Source organism: Brenneria salicis ATCC 15712 = DSM 30166 (assembly GCF_003315515.1).
In the GTDB taxonomy this organism is placed as follows: Bacteria; Pseudomonadota; Gammaproteobacteria; order Enterobacterales; family Enterobacteriaceae; genus Brenneria; species Brenneria salicis.
This window is the reverse complement of the sequence record NZ_QNRY01000041.1, coordinates 18,395-32,632: the sequence shown is the minus strand read 5'-3', so window position 1 is coordinate 32,632 and position 14,238 is coordinate 18,395. Positions and strand designations below refer to the sequence as shown.

12 protein-coding genes and 3 pseudogenes are annotated in these 14,238 nt (G+C 56.7%); 1 reads left to right on the top strand and 14 read right to left on the bottom strand.

Annotation, left to right across the window (positions count from 1 at the left end; all coding sequences use genetic code 11):
* Positions 1-68: 68 nt before the first annotated feature.
* From DES54_RS14860 to DES54_RS14800, 14 genes and pseudogenes are all read right to left on the bottom strand, one after another.
* Positions 69-671: a tyrosine-type recombinase/integrase gene (locus DES54_RS14860; protein WP_240634943.1), complete on the bottom strand. Its 603-nt coding sequence runs from the start codon at positions 669-671 to the stop codon at positions 69-71.
* Positions 672-875: 204 nt separating this feature from the next.
* Positions 876-1,739, bottom strand: a complete 864-nt coding sequence (locus DES54_RS14855; protein WP_113868688.1) for a YicC/YloC family endoribonuclease — start codon at positions 1,737-1,739, stop codon at positions 876-878.
* A 147-nt stretch (positions 1,740-1,886) separates the two neighbouring features.
* A pseudogene (locus DES54_RS14850) lies at positions 1,887-2,795 on the bottom strand (LysR family transcriptional regulator).
* 282 nt (positions 2,796-3,077) lie between these two features.
* Positions 3,078-4,030, bottom strand: a pseudogene (locus tag DES54_RS14845) (isoaspartyl peptidase/L-asparaginase family protein).
* A 56-nt stretch (positions 4,031-4,086) separates the two neighbouring features.
* On the bottom strand, positions 4,087-4,908 hold the full coding sequence (locus DES54_RS14840; protein WP_113868686.1) for a M55 family metallopeptidase: 822 nt from the start codon (positions 4,906-4,908) through the stop codon (positions 4,087-4,089).
* Positions 4,880-5,977 carry a DmpA family aminopeptidase gene (locus tag DES54_RS14835; protein WP_113868694.1) on the bottom strand — a complete coding sequence of 366 codons (1,098 nt, stop codon included), beginning with the start codon at positions 5,975-5,977 and terminating at the stop codon, positions 4,880-4,882. Before DES54_RS14835 ends, DES54_RS14840 begins: the two co-directional genes overlap by 29 nt.
* A 6-nt stretch (positions 5,978-5,983) precedes the next feature.
* Positions 5,984-6,820, bottom strand: a pseudogene (locus DES54_RS14830) (ABC transporter permease subunit); the annotation flags it as partial.
* Between the two features lie 30 nt (positions 6,821-6,850).
* Positions 6,851-7,771 carry an ABC transporter permease gene (locus DES54_RS14825; RefSeq protein ID WP_113868684.1) on the bottom strand — a complete coding sequence of 307 codons (921 nt, stop codon included), beginning with the start codon at positions 7,769-7,771 and terminating at the stop codon, positions 6,851-6,853.
* 18 nt (positions 7,772-7,789) lie between these two features.
* Positions 7,790-9,331 (bottom strand): glutathione ABC transporter substrate-binding protein, encoded by a 1,542-nt coding sequence (locus DES54_RS14820; RefSeq protein WP_113868682.1) that lies wholly within the window; start codon positions 9,329-9,331, stop codon positions 7,790-7,792.
* A 41-nt stretch (positions 9,332-9,372) separates the two neighbouring features.
* Positions 9,373-11,250, bottom strand: a complete 1,878-nt coding sequence (locus tag DES54_RS14815) for an ABC transporter ATP-binding protein (protein WP_113868681.1) — start codon at positions 11,248-11,250, stop codon at positions 9,373-9,375.
* A gap of 20 nt (positions 11,251-11,270) precedes the next feature.
* Positions 11,271-12,236, bottom strand: a complete 966-nt coding sequence (gene ycjG, locus DES54_RS14810) for an L-Ala-D/L-Glu epimerase (protein ID WP_113868679.1) — start codon at positions 12,234-12,236, stop codon at positions 11,271-11,273.
* A 2-nt stretch (positions 12,237-12,238) separates the two neighbouring features.
* Complete coding sequence (locus tag DES54_RS19115; RefSeq protein ID WP_276309736.1) at positions 12,239-12,364, bottom strand: hypothetical protein; 126 nt, start codon at positions 12,362-12,364, stop codon at positions 12,239-12,241.
* Positions 12,365-12,487: 123 nt separating this feature from the next.
* Positions 12,488-12,841 carry a DUF202 domain-containing protein gene (locus tag DES54_RS14805; RefSeq protein ID WP_113868677.1) on the bottom strand — a complete coding sequence of 118 codons (354 nt, stop codon included), beginning with the start codon at positions 12,839-12,841 and terminating at the stop codon, positions 12,488-12,490.
* 12 nt (positions 12,842-12,853) lie between these two features.
* A complete protein-coding gene (locus tag DES54_RS14800) occupies positions 12,854-13,240 on the bottom strand; it encodes a YidH family protein (protein ID WP_113868674.1) in 387 nt (128 codons plus the stop codon).
* 118 nt (positions 13,241-13,358) lie between these two features.
* Here DES54_RS14800 and rph point away from each other — a divergent pair, with 118 nt between their 5' ends.
* Complete coding sequence (rph, locus tag DES54_RS14795; protein WP_113868672.1) at positions 13,359-14,075, top strand: ribonuclease PH; 717 nt, start codon at positions 13,359-13,361, stop codon at positions 14,073-14,075.
* The last annotated feature ends 163 nt before the right edge of the window (positions 14,076-14,238 follow it).

Genomic DNA, 14,238 nt, shown 5'->3' with positions numbered 1-14,238 from the left:
TCTGCACTAAAATTTCTTTTTTTCATTGGAGCACCTGTGTTGTTCTGAGGTGAGCATATCACCTCTGTTCAGGTGGCCAAATTCAGTATTCCACTACAATCATTGACCTTGAACGCCATTGCTGGGTTGCTCTGAAGCAGACCAAGCTTAATGCCGTGGTCGAAGAGTTGCTTCATGTAGAGTAGGGCATCATTTGAAATGGTTGGTCTTCCGCTATCTGTAATTTTTTGCAGGATCGACCGAACATCGAGGGGGTTAACTTTTACCAAGGCAAGTCTACCTATAGTAGGGGCAATATCTTTCCGGTAAACCCGTTCAGGTATGTGAGGATGTTTTAATCGTTTAACGAGGTCTTTGTGCCAGTCTTCAAACAGTCCATCTACTGTGGTCAGTTGCTTAGGTCTGTTAAGTTTCCGTTCAGCAATAGGATCATCCCCTGTGGCGACTTTTCTTCGGGTATCTTCAGCGAGGCTACGTACCTCGGACAGAGATAGATGAGATACCTTACCTAATGTGATTTCTCGTCTCTTAGAGCCGATTGTGTATCGAAGCATCCAATACGGCTCACCTTTAGGTGGGACTTTCAGATACAAACCACGCCCATCACCATACTTTCCTGGCTGACCTGCTTTGATGAGAGCCTGAACTGTCCTGGCAGTGAGTGAGGCCATATACCTATCCTGATGAAAAATCGTTGTGGGGGGTATATGGTTATAAACTGGCAGATGAGACTAGTAAAGCAAAAAAAGCTCCCCGTTTTACTCCCCACTTGTTGGTGGTTTTTAATGAATCTAAGTAGTCTTCAATAGACTATGATTTTAATAAAAAAGCCCATTTAACATGGGCTTATGTATTTTGGTGGGCTTTAAAATAATTTACTCAATATTCTGGATCTGCTCCCGCATCTGCTCAATCAGCACCTTCAATTCAATTGCAGAGGTGGTAACGTCGGCATTGATGGATTTAGAGGCCAACGTGTTAGATTCGCGGTTGAATTCCTGCATCATGAAATCCAGACGACGGCCAACGGCTTCTTCTTTCTTCAGGATTTTGTAGGTTTCAGCGACGTGGGCTTCAAGCCTGTCCAGTTCTTCCGCCACATCAACGCGTTGCGCCATAATCACCAGTTCCTGTTCCAGTCGGTTATTTTCCAACTGAACCTGCGCCTCTTCCAGCTTGTTGAGCAGGCGTTCGCGCTGCCATTGCAGGATGTTCGGCATCTGTGCGCGGACTTTGACGACTTCGGCGCTGACGCCAGCCAGACGCTGTTCAATCAGGGCTTTCAGCGCGTTGCCTTCACTTTCCCGCGCGGTGATGAAATCATCCAGCGCGTTATTCAAGCCCTGTAACAATTCGGCGCTGATGGCATCCAGATCCTGTTCTTCCGCAGCCATCACGCCAGGCCAGCGCAGAATATCGACCGGGTTGATTTCACCTTCATCGCTCTGCATTTTTACCCAGTTAGCCGCACTCACCAGTTGTTTTGCCAGATTTTCATTCAAAATCAGCGAGCTTTGTGCGCGTGGGTCCAGATCGAAACGCAGATTGCATTCAATTTTACCGCGGGTTAGCCGCGCGCGGATACGGTCGCGAATAACGGGTTCCAGACTGCGGAATTGTTCTGGCAAACGGATGTAGGTTTCCAGATAGCGCTGGTTAACAGAACGCAGTTCCCAGGCTGCGCTTCCCCAGTTACCCTTGATTTCTCGGCGGGCGTAAGCGGTCATGCTGCGGATCATTGGTGCATACCTGTAGAGCAAATGATGAAGGGATTATAGCGTTGAGTCCCGGCACGCGGTAGGAGAAAATCCGTCGTCCGGCCAACAGGCATAAGTGGATCATCTGATGAACGGCGGATAAATGCTCATGATGTGCTGTCTGGCGAGTTATGCGGCGTGCAACAGCGCTTCGTTCTGGCGCGCGATTTCCCAGCATTTGCGCTTCATCATTTGTTTCAACTGTAAGGTTGCCCGCGACTGCGGATTGTCGCGGCGACTAATCAGCGTAACTTCAAACGGCAGAGGCTGATCGTTCGGGACGATTTTAAGCTGATCGGCGTAACGACACGCCGTGAAGAGATCCACCACGCCCACGCCGCCGCCTGCCAGCACCATATCGGCGATGACGGAATACGTTTTGATGTACAACGAGGCGGCAGGCTGTAGGGCTTTGTCGCGCAATGCCCGATGCAGCACCTGTCCGAGCGGGTCGTGTAGCTGCATCATCAGCAGGTTGTTGTTGCATAGCCATTCCAGCGATACCGGGCCGTTTATCGGGCTGTCTTTGGGAAGCAGCGCCACCATGGTCGATTGAAACAACGGCTCCGCCAGCAGTTCCGATGGCACTTGCTGACCAAAAATCAACGCGAAATCAAGTTGATCTTGCAGGATGTTCTGGCACAGGGTACTGAAATGCTCCGTAACCAGTTCGACATTGACCCGCGTGGCCTGCTTACGAAACTCAACCAACGCGGGTGCGGCGATCATTTGTCCGAACGCGTGGGCCGCGCCCAGACGAACCTATTGTTCTTTCCCGGTTTTGATTTGTTCGGTCAGCAGGCTGATGTTGTGTAGCTGGCTGAATAGCTCCTGTACCTTGGGGATTAAGCGGCGACCTTCCGACGTCACGACCATGCCCTGGGCGTGTCGCTCGAATAAGGCGAAACCAAGCTGTTGCTCCGCGTGGCTGAGCACCCGGCTGACATTCGGCTGGGAAACATTGAGCAGACGTGCGGCACCGCTGATCGTGCCAGCCTGAACAATGGCCTGAAAGATTTCGATGTGGCGTAAACGCATGATCGCATGCTCCGGTTTCAACGGGGGTTTCTTCGGTGGGACACCGTGAGAAAGGCTCGGACAATCACGATGTCATGCAATTATTACGCCATGTTCGGTAGTGGCGTGGCGCGCGCGGATACCGTGCCGGAGTGAGGGTGAAGAGAAGAGCGATGGGGATAGGGGAATGCTTATCGATGGAGCATGATGCATCATAATGGCGCGTCGCCATGATGTTGGCGCCATTCATTCCGGCCCGTCACCTCGCGGCGGCAGACCGGGCTGAATGGCGCTAAACGGGCATCAGCGGTAAATAGCCGCGATGGGGGCCTGCCCGACATAGCCATAACCGCGATACATCCCTTCACTGTTAAACGGCAGCGCAATATTGCCGTGATGATCGACCGCAATGAGGCCGCCGCTGCCGTCCAGTTGCACCAGTTTCTTCATCACCACACGATTACAGGCCTGTTCCAGCGTCAGACCGGCATAATCCATCAGTGCCGAAACATCGTAGGCGGCGACGGTGCGCATAAAGATTTCGCCTGTGCCGGTACAGGATACGGCCACCGTCTGGTTGTTTGCGTAACAGCCCGCGCCGATGATCGGGCTATCGCCAACGCGTCCGGCTTTTTTGTTGGTCATGCCGCCGGTTGAGGTCGCCGCCGCCAGATTACCCGCGCTGTCCAGCGCGACAGCGCCGACGGTGCCGTACTTGCGATCGGGATCGATGGGGTCGCCGTTGGTTTGACCATCATGATCCAGCACGACTTTTCCTTCCCCGGCTTGCGCATTATGCAATTGCTGGCGGCGCTCTTGCGTCGAGAAAATACCGGTTCGACCATCTCAAGATCATGCTGGCGCGCGAACGCTTCCGCGCCTTCGGCGGTGAACATCACATGCTGGCTCTGTTCCAGCACGGTACGTGCCGCCAGCACCGGATTGCGAATATGGCTGACGCAACTGACCGCGCCAGCATCCAGACTACGGCCATCCATGATGCTGGCGTCCAGTTCGTGGGTTGCATTATGGGTGAACACCGAACCGCGTCCGGCGTTGAACAACGGACACTCTTCGAGCAACCGAACGGCCTCGGTCACCGCATCCAGCGCGCTGCCATTCTGCGCCAGAATGTTTTGTCCGCGGGCAACAATCTCCGTCAGCGCAGCCAGATAGCGCCGCTCTTTTTCCTCGCTCATCGCCGAGCGCGTCAACGCGCCAGCGCCGCCGTGGATCACAATCACGGGTTGGGTCATGCTGTCGATTCTCTTTTCAGTCGGCCAGCGCCAGAATCGGTCTGGCGGCTGCCGTCTCAGTTTTGGGTGGTTGCCAGATAGGAAAAAGCGCTTAACAGGCTAACAATTTCTTTCATGGTTTGCGCGGTATAACTGACGGTAATCGCATCCTGACGATTGACGCCGGGGATCAGGCAAAACAGATCGGCCAGTACCGGCTTGGTCACCATCAATTCAAGCCGGTAGGGGGCCTGAATGCGCGAGACGATGGTGCGATGAGCGTTGCTGACGGCGTTCATCGCGGCCTTGCGAATCATTTGACGCGCGGTTTCCGGGCTTAATGATTCCGCGGCGTGTTGGGAAATGGCGCGTTTAACGCAGACGTAATGGGTGGCCGGATAATAACTGGCAATCCACTGTTGCAGCGTATCGTCGCCGCTGACCAGCAACAACGGCGCGTGTTGCTCGGCGCCAGCGGCGGCATAAATGTCGCTCTCAGCCATCACTTCGTCGTTGATGCGCACCCGGTAAAACGCCCGACCGTTAATGGTGTGGGCCAGTACGCCAAACTCGCCGGCGGCGCTGTGGTAACCGATGAACAGCATGCCGTCATACTGCTGCTGCGCCAGTCCTTCCACCATCGATAACTCGCGCGGTTTTCCCTGCACCAGCCGGGCGCGGGAATCTATGTTTTCCGTCCGCAGATTCACCATGGCGGCGTGGCTATCGGCCACCACCACGTCGGTCGCGCCGCCAGCGAAAGCGCCGTCAATGGCGGCATTGACTTCCTGCTCCATCAAGCCGCGCGCCAGTTGATACTCGGCGGCGCCGGGGCTGCATTGTTCCGGGCGCATGACGCCGGCGATACCTTCAATGTCTGCGGAAATAAAAATCTTCATGTTCTGTTCCTTGCTCAGATAAATCAGCGGCCAGACGATCCAGCACCTGACGCAATGCCGGACGATGATGCCCGCGAAAACCGGTTACCGCCTCCGCGCTGAGCATGGCGTCAAGCACCGCGTGCTCGGTGGCGTCGGCGGCGGCGCTTAACAACGGTTCCAGCAGCGTTTCTTCGGGTGGTTGCGGATGCGAATGGGTGGAAAACGCCACGGCAATATCACCGGAACCGTGGCCCCAATAGCTGCCCAGCCGTCCTAAACCGGCGCCGGCGCGTTTGGCGATACGTCCAAGTTGACGAGCATCTAACGGCGCGTCGGTGGCCATAATGATGATGATCGAACCCGCATCCTGCTGTGGCGCCAGTTCCGGCAACAAGGGGGCGATGGCATCGCCTATTTGTACGCCATCGAGCGTCAGCGCGGAAAGCGTGCCGAAATTCGCCAGCACCAAGACCCCCAGCGTCGCGTTGAGTTCAGGGATCAGGCGCGAGGCGGTGCCGATGCCGCCTTTTAGTCCAAAGCAACTCATGCCGCGTCCGGCCCCGACGCTGCCGCGAGCGAATGTCTCTCCCGCTTGCTGCAACGCGATCTGCGCCATATGCTCAGTGACGGCCAACGCCTGAATGTCATTCAACCAGCCGTCATTGCATTCCAGCACCAGCGGGTTGACGGTGGGCAAAGTCCGCCCCAGTTCGGGATTATGGGCGATGGCGTGACGCGCCAGCGCGGTGAACAGCGTGCCGACCGCCAGCGTATTACTGAGCAGAATGGGCGTTTGCAACCGGCCTAGCTCTTCAATCTGAACCAGACCGACCGGCTTGGCGAAACCGTTCAGTACCGCCGCGCCGCAGGGCAGGGGATGCGTGAACAGATTGGCGTCGGCGGGAATAAGCGCGGTGACGCCGGTCTGAATGGCGCCAGCCGCCAGCGTACTGTGACCGACACGCACGCCTGCGACATCGCAAATCGTGTTGCGCGGGCCGCTGGCCGAGCGCGGCGAACCCAGTTGCCGCTGCGTCCGCCAACGGTGGGCCAGCAGCGCGATTTGTTGCTGTTGGTAAGTGGTCATCATGCCCTAGCTTTTCAGTTTGGGGTCAAGCGTATCGCGCAGCGCATCGCCCAGCAGATTAAAGGCCAATACGGTGAAAAATATCGCCAGACCGGGAAAAACGCTGACGTGCCATGCGCCCGCCATCATCAGGCTACGGCTCATGGCGAGAATATTCCCCCATTCAGGCACATCCGGCTCCGGGCCAAGACCGATAAAGCTCAGGCCCGCCGCGGTCAGGATGCTGGTGCCGATCCGCATGGTGAAATAGACAATAACGTTCGGCAGCGTGCCGGGAAGAATATGGCGCATCAGAATAATGCGATCCGGCGCGCCGGCGCAGCGCACCGCTTCGACATACGCCGCCTGTTTCAGCGACAGCGTGGAGGCCCGCACAATGCGGGCGAATACCGGCACGCTGAAGATGGCGACGGCGATGATCACGTTGTTCAGCCCCGGCCCCAGGATCGCGACCACGGCAATCGCCAGCAGCATACCGGGGAAGGCGAACAGCACATCGGAACCGCGCATGATCAGCATATCCACCCAGCGGCCGTAGTAACCGGCCAGCAACCCCAGAACAATTCCTGCCAGCATCCCTAACGTGACCGAAAAAATACCGATATACAGCGAGATACGCGCGCCGTAGATAATCCGGCTCATGATATCGCGGCCCAGATCGTCAGTACCCATCCAGTGAGCGGCCGAGGGCGGAGAGGCGAGCGCCATCCAGTCAGGTTCCATCGGGTTCCATGGCGCCAGCCAGGGCGCGAATATCGCCACCAGCACCAGCAGCAGGACAAAGCCGCTGGAAACCAGCGCCATTGGATTACGGATAAAAACCTGCACGAAGTCGTGCCACGGCGGGCTCGGAAGGACGTTTCATGTTATCTCCTAGCGTAAGCGGATCGCCGGATTGACCACCGCGTACAGCAGGTCCACCAACAGGTTAATTACAATGAATTCAAACACAAACAGCATTACCAGCGCCTGGATGACCGGCTGGTCCTGTGTTTTGATCGATTCAATCAGCAGCCAGCCCAATCCCGGCCAACTGAACACGCTTTCCACCACGATTGAACCGCCGAGCAGAAAACCGAATTGCAATCCCAACATGGTGATCACCGGGATAAGCGCGTTGCGCATCACATGTTTCCAGGTGACCAGCCGGTTACGCAGCCCCTTGGAGCGGGCGGTGCGCACATAATCTTCCTGCGCCACTTCCAGAAAGGCGGAGCGGGTAAACCGCGCCATCACCGCGGCGACCGATGCGCCCAGCGTGAGCGCCGGCAGAATAATGTCGCTGGGTTGATTAAATCCGCTGACGGAAAATACCCCGAACGGCATCGCCACGAACTGAATCAACAGCAACCCCAGCCAGAACGGTGGCATCGAAATGCCCCCGACGGCGAAACTCATCAGCGTCCAGTCCTGCCATTTACCCCGTTTGAGCGCGGAAACCACGCCGATCAGCAGGCCCAGCGCCACCGACCAGGCAAATCCGGCCAACGCCAGCCACATGGTGGGCATAAAGCTTTTGCTGATCACTTCGATGACGGGGTGCTGAGTACGGTACGTGACCCCCAGATCGCCCTTGAACAAGCCGCTGAGCCAGTTGACGTACTGTTGCGGCAGCGGATCGTTCAGCCCTAATTGCTGACGCGCCGTTTCCACCGCTTCAATCGAGGCATCCGCGCCGGCGTAAATGCGTGCCGGGTCGCCCGGCAGCAGTTTGATAAAACCGAACACTAACAGGGAGACCACCAGCAGAACCGGGATCATTTCCAGCAAACGTCGGACGATATAGGCAAGCATGGTTTTCTCCCGAACGGATTACTTGAATTCCGCCTGATCGAAGATCAGCGAACCATCGGCCAGCATGTAAACGCCGGACAGGTTTTTGGTTTTGCCAACCAGATTGTCTGGCGCTCCCAGGAAGACGACCGGGGCGTCCTGCCAGATTTTCTGTTGCGCTTCGGCATAGGCCGCGCCACGTTTGGCGTGATCGGTGGTCGCCAGGCCCGCCATAATCGCTTTATCCACGTCGACATTGCTGTAATAGGACACGTTATAGGCTGTCGGCACCCAGGATTCGGTGGAAAACAGCGGACGCAGCGCCCAGTCAGCATCGCCGGTAGACGGCGACCAGCCATTGTAAAACAGGTCGAATTCCGCCTGTTTCGGATCTTGTACGCCAAACAGTTTGGCGTTACGCATCCCGGAATCCATTGGCGTAACCGTGACTTTGATGCCGACCTGTTCCAACTGCTGTTTAAAGAACTGCGCGCTGCGCACATAGTCGGTGCGGTTGGTGGTCCAGAGTTTCAGGCTGATCCCGTTCGGGTAACCGGCTTCTTTCAGCAAGGCTTTGGCTTTTTCCGGGTTGTAGGTGTAATCCGGCGTGCTTTGCGCCTGGAAGAATTGCACGTTCGGCGCCATGGCGGATTTGGCGGGTACGCCCATGCCGCCGAAGCCGACTTTCAGCCAGATGTCGCGGTTGATTGCGTAATTCAGCGCCTGACGAACGCGGATATCGTTGAGCGGCGCGCGCAGATTATTCATCGCCAGCCAGAATTGATAAATGCTGGGGTCGCGCTGTACTTCCAGCTTGCTGTCGCTTTGCACCGCGTTCAGCAGATCAGACGGCAGCGGATAGATGGCGTCCACCTGACCGGATTTTAATGAGGCGACGCGGGTGGAGTCTTCCGGCGCCGGGAAGAAAGTGACGCTATCGACTTTCGGCCAGCCTTTCTGCCAGTAGTTGTCATATTTCACCAGCTTCACGTCCTTGCCTTGCTGCCAGGCGCTGAATTTGAACGGGCCGGTGCCGACGGGGTGGACGCGTAACTGCGCTTCATCCGGGTATTTTTTCAGGGCTTCCGGGCTGTGCATCACGGCTGAGGGGTGAGCCAGCGTATTCACAAAGGCGCCGAAGGATTTGTTTAACTCGATTTTGACCTGCGTCGGAGAGATGACGGTAACGGTTTTCACCATATTAAACAAACTGTTGCGTTTCAGCCCTTTGCTCTGATCCGCCAGACGATCCAGGTTGGCTTTTACCGCATCGGCATTGAATGGCGTACCGTCCTGAAAGGTAACGCCTTCACGCAGGTTGACGACAAATTCGGTGGCATCGGCATTACTGGTGTAGTCGGTGGCCAGCCTGGGAACCAGCTTCATCTTGTTATCGAACTGGAAAAGTCGCTCGAAAATGCCGCTCTGGATGGAGTAACTCAGCGTGTCCGAGGTATCGTGCGGGTCCAGCCCGGTAATATCGGCATACATGGAAATGCGAAGATCCTGTGCCTGGGCAGCCGCTGCCAGACACAGTGAGAGCCCGAGGGCGGCGGCGGAACGGCGAAGTAATGGCTTCATGGTGTCTCTCCTGGTTAGCAATAAAAATATCGTCGTTGGCGTCAGGCAGCGGAGCCGCTGTCTGCAACCCAGTGGTGCGGCGCGACCTGTCGGTAGCGCGTTTTTGTTACGATCTCGCCCGCTTTACGCAACGGAGAGGGAATTTCGCTGTCATCAAATTCGCGCAGGCCGCGCTGCGTGGGATCGGCAATGGGCACCGAAGCCAACAGACGGCGGGTGTAAGGATGCTGCGGGTCGTTAAAGACCGACTGACGCGGCCCGATTTCCACAATCTGTCCGAGGTACATCACCGCAACCCGGTTGGCGATGCGCTCAACCACGGCCATGTCGTGCGAGATGAAAATCCACGACACGCCGGTGTTTTTCTGCAAATCCATCATCAGGTTGACAACCTGCGCCTGAATGGACACATCCAGCGCGGAAACCGCTTCATCGGCAATAATGATTTTCGGCTGCAACGCCATAGCGCGGGCAATGGCGATACGTTGCCGCTGTCCGCCGGAGAATTCATGAGGATAACGGCGGGCATGTTCCGGCAGCAGGCCGACGCTTTTCAGCAGCGCCTGCACTTGTGGCGTGGCTTCTTCCAGCGATTTCACCAGACCATGCAGCAACAACGGTTCCGCAATGGTAAAACCGACGGTGAGGCGTGGGTTCAGCGAGGCATAGGGGTCCTGAAACACCATCTGCATTTCACGGCGCAGCGGCTGGAACTCGCGATCTTTCATCAGGGAAATTTCCTGACCCTGAAAATGAATGCTTTCCGTCTCGCTCTGCGTTAAACGCAACAGCGCCCGCCCGGTGGTGGATTTGCCGCAACCGCTTTCGCCGACGATAGCCAGCGTTTCCCCCGGCCAGACATTGAAGTCAATCTGCTCAACGGCATGAACATGGTGGGTGACGCTGGATAAAATCCCGGTGCGCACCGGGTAATAGACGCGCAGACCACGGATATCCAGCAGCGGTTCGACGTCGTAGCGGGCGGTGGTCTGCTCGTCGTCATCCTGGCCGGCGGCCTGGCCGAGTAGCGGGAAACGTTTGGGCCAGCGGCTTGCGCGCATATCGCCCAGTTTTGGCACGGCGGCCAGCAGCGACTGGGTATAAGGATGCCGGGGATCGGCGAAAATCTGTTCAACGCTGCCTTGCTCCACCACTTCGCCGCGATACATGACCACCACGCGATCGGCGATTTCCGCCACCACGCCCATATCGTGCGTAATAAACAGCACCGCCATATCGCTCTGTTGTTGCAGATCGCGCAGGATTTGCAGAATGCGCGCCTGAACGGTGACGTCCAGCGCGGTGGTCGGTTCATCCGCAATAAGCAATTGCGGATCGCAGGCCAGCGCCTGTGCAATCATCACTCGCTGGCGCATCCCGCCGGACAGCGAATGCGGATAGCTTTTCATCACCCGGTCAACATCGGCGATCCGCACCTTACGCAGCAACTCGCGCGCTTTCTTATCCGCGCTGGCGGCATCGCAAATCTGGTGATCGCGCAAGGCTTCCGTCAATTGGTCGCCAACTTTCAGCACCGGATTCAGCGAGGTCATCGGTTCCTGAAAGATCATGGCGATTTCGCGGCCACGCAACTGGCGGCGCTGCTCCGCTTTCAGGGCGAGCAGGTTGTGCCGCCGCCCGTCGCGGGCGGTGAACTGGATGTCGCCCCGCTCAATGTTGGCCGCATCCGCCAACAGACCCATGACGGTCAGTGACGTCACGGATTTGCCGGAACCGCTTTCCCCGACCACGGCGACGACCTCCCCTTTATTCAGGGTAAAGGAGACGCCTTTTAGCGCTTTATGGGTGCCGGAGCGTCCGCTGAAGCTGACGTTCAGATCGTTGATTTCCAGCACCGGCCTGGTGGCGTTACCGGGCGCTGCGGCGTTAACCGACCCCGTTTGCGTGATATCCGTCATGGTCACTCCGGTTGGTTGCATCATAGCCAGATACGGCCAAGATTATAGGACAGATAGGGAGAACTGTCGGAAGCCAGCCAGATTGGGCCGTCGAGGTCGACATATTCCGCGAACGCGGTGAGCGGCAGCGCGGCTTCCATCGCCATGGACGAGCCCAGCATGCAGCCGACCATGATCCGCAGACCGTGAAGTTTCGCCTCTTCCACCATGACGAGCGCTTCCGTAATGCCGCCGCACTTATCCAGCTTGATGTTGATCATCTCGTAACGGCTGCGCAGTTTGGCGATATCACCACTGTGGCGGCAGCTTTCGTCCGCACAGATGGGGATAGGATGGGTAAAGCGCAGTAAATCGTCGTCTTTACCGACCGGAAGCGGTTGCTCCACCATAGCAATCTGGTAGCGGGTGAGCGTATTGAACAGGCTGCGAAGATCCAGACCGCTCCATGCTTCATTCGCATCGATAATCAGCGTGGCGAGCGGAGCGGCTTGACGGATCGCCGCCACCTTTTCCAGAATCAGTTCGCGATCCAGTTTAATTTTCAGTAATAACGCTCCGCGTGATACGGCTTGCGCGGCAGCTATCGCCATGTTTTCCACGTTGTCGAGGGACAGGGTTTCCGCGCTGATCAGCGATGTCGGCGGCTGAATGTCAAGACATTGCCATAGCGACTGCTTCTTTAGTGCGGCGTTGAGCCGCCAGAGCGCGCAGTTCAGCGCGTTTCTGGCTGCGCCCGGCGGTAAGGCGTCCTGCAATGCGTCGAGCGTCAGCCCGTTTTCCACCGCCTGCGCGATGGCTTGCAATTGATGCGTCACGCTTTCCGGTGATTCGTCGTTATGAACATTGGGCGTGCATTCCCCTTGCCCGATAAAACCTTGTTCTTCCAGCGTGACGCGAACCACGGTAACCGCGTTGCGGGTACTGCTTGCAATAGAGAAAGGCAGCGCTAAAGGCAGTTTGACGGTTTCAACTTGCATATGGCGCATCGTTAACCTTCCTCCTGGAACGCTGGCGCTGTGGCTATACCGCTGGCATCACGCTCAGGCATCCCCATCAGACGCGGAGATTCAATCTCATTACCGGTGGCTCGTAGGTAAGGTGGTGGAATCAGCATGATGCTTTTCTCATCAAAATAACGGTGATGAGAAGACTATTTCATGATGCATCATCGCTGACGAATACTTGTTCATTGGTAGGGTATAACCTGAAGTTATACCCGGGGCGGTGTGATTGGGGGTTATTTTACCCCGTGCGGCGTCAGCATCAGCAGGTTAATCAGGGCAACCAGTAACGCGGCGACGATAATCGCGGCGGTAAAAAATCGCACCATGCGGATGGATAGCCGTGAACATGGGGAATGGGCGGGCAAGTTGAATCGCAGCCGGAGGGCGGACCAGACATACATGGACAGGGTGACCAGCAAGAGCAACGTGCCGACGAGAATAAACACAAGGCTGGATAACGTTGAACCCGCTTTCAGCAACAGCAGACTGTTCACCAACAGCAGGAATGCGGTCCGCGACCAGGCCAGCGCGGTTCTTTCCCGTTGCAAGCCCGGATCGCGCGGCGTGTCGCTGGTATGGTTCGCCATGCCCATCCTTGATTAGACCATAAAAATCAGCAGCGTCAGAATCACGGCAATGCCGATGACGAATGCGGCGACCACCCAAAGCAGCCGGGTATAAGGCAGACTTTGCCCGGTACGCATCGCCAGTTCGTTGGCGACCCAACGGCGATAGGCCATCCAGGACAATAATGCGCAGGCCAGCGACAGGAACATCGCCATCCCCTGACGGACAGCGGTCGGCGCCAGCGTAAGGGCAAACTGGTCGATGGCGATAGCGCCGGCAAGAAATGCCAGCGCCGTTCTTATCCAGGCGAGGAACGTCCGCTCGTTGGCTAAAGAGAAACGATAATCAGGCGTACTTCCCTGTTGCTGCCAGGGTGTTTTCCGCATCCGTTGTCGGGGCGGTTGCAAAGGTTCGCTCATGTCTGTACTCGATATCTTTTCTTTAATTATAGCCTTGTGCCGTCAGGCAAGATAGGCATTGCGGCGCCAAGGCCGTATAATGCGCGCCAGTTAAACATTTATCCGCCGGAGATAAGCCATGCGACCCACAGGCCGAAGTGCGCAGCAAGTTCGCCCCCTCACATTGACCCGCCATTACACAAAGCATGCAGAAGGATCGGTTCTGGTCGAGTTTGGTGATACCAAAGTTTTATGTAATGCCACGGTTGAAGAGGGTGTTCCCCGTTTTCTGAAAGGGCAAGGACAGGGCTGGGTGACCGCCGAGTATGGCATGTTGCCGCGCGCGACGCACAGCCGTAATGCGCGTGAAGCGGCCAAAGGCAAACAGGGGGGACGGACGCTGGAGATCCAGCGTCTGATTGCCCGCTCGCTGCGTGCCGCGCTCGATCTCAAAGTCCTGGGTGAGTACACTATCACGCTGGATTGTGACGTGCTGCAAGCGGATGGCGGCACCCGCACCGCTTCTATTACCGGCGCTTGCGTCGCGTTGGCCGATGCGCTGAATCAGATGGTCGCCAGCGGCAAACTGAAGAAAAACCCACTCAAAGGCATGGTCGCCGCGGTATCGGTTGGTATCGTCAATGGTGCAGCGGTCTGCGATCTGGAATATGTGGAAGATTCCGCCGCCGAAACCGACATGAATGTGGTGATGATCGAAGACGGGCGCATGATTGAAGTGCAAGGCACCGCGGAAGGGGAACCGTTTACCCACGAAGAGTTATTGTCCTTGCTGGCATTGGCTCGCGAAGGCATCAGGAACATTATTCAGGCGCAGAAAGCAGCGTTAGCCGACTGATTTTTATGGCGCGGGTCTGGCAAACCCAGCACGCCTTTCAAACGTGTCGCCGCGCGGTATTGAGCAACTGTATCGTTAGGATTAAACGTGTTTTATGCGCTCGTTAAGCGTCTCAATAATAGATGATGAATTGTTCCGGTTTGCAGCAGGTTACTTGTCAGAT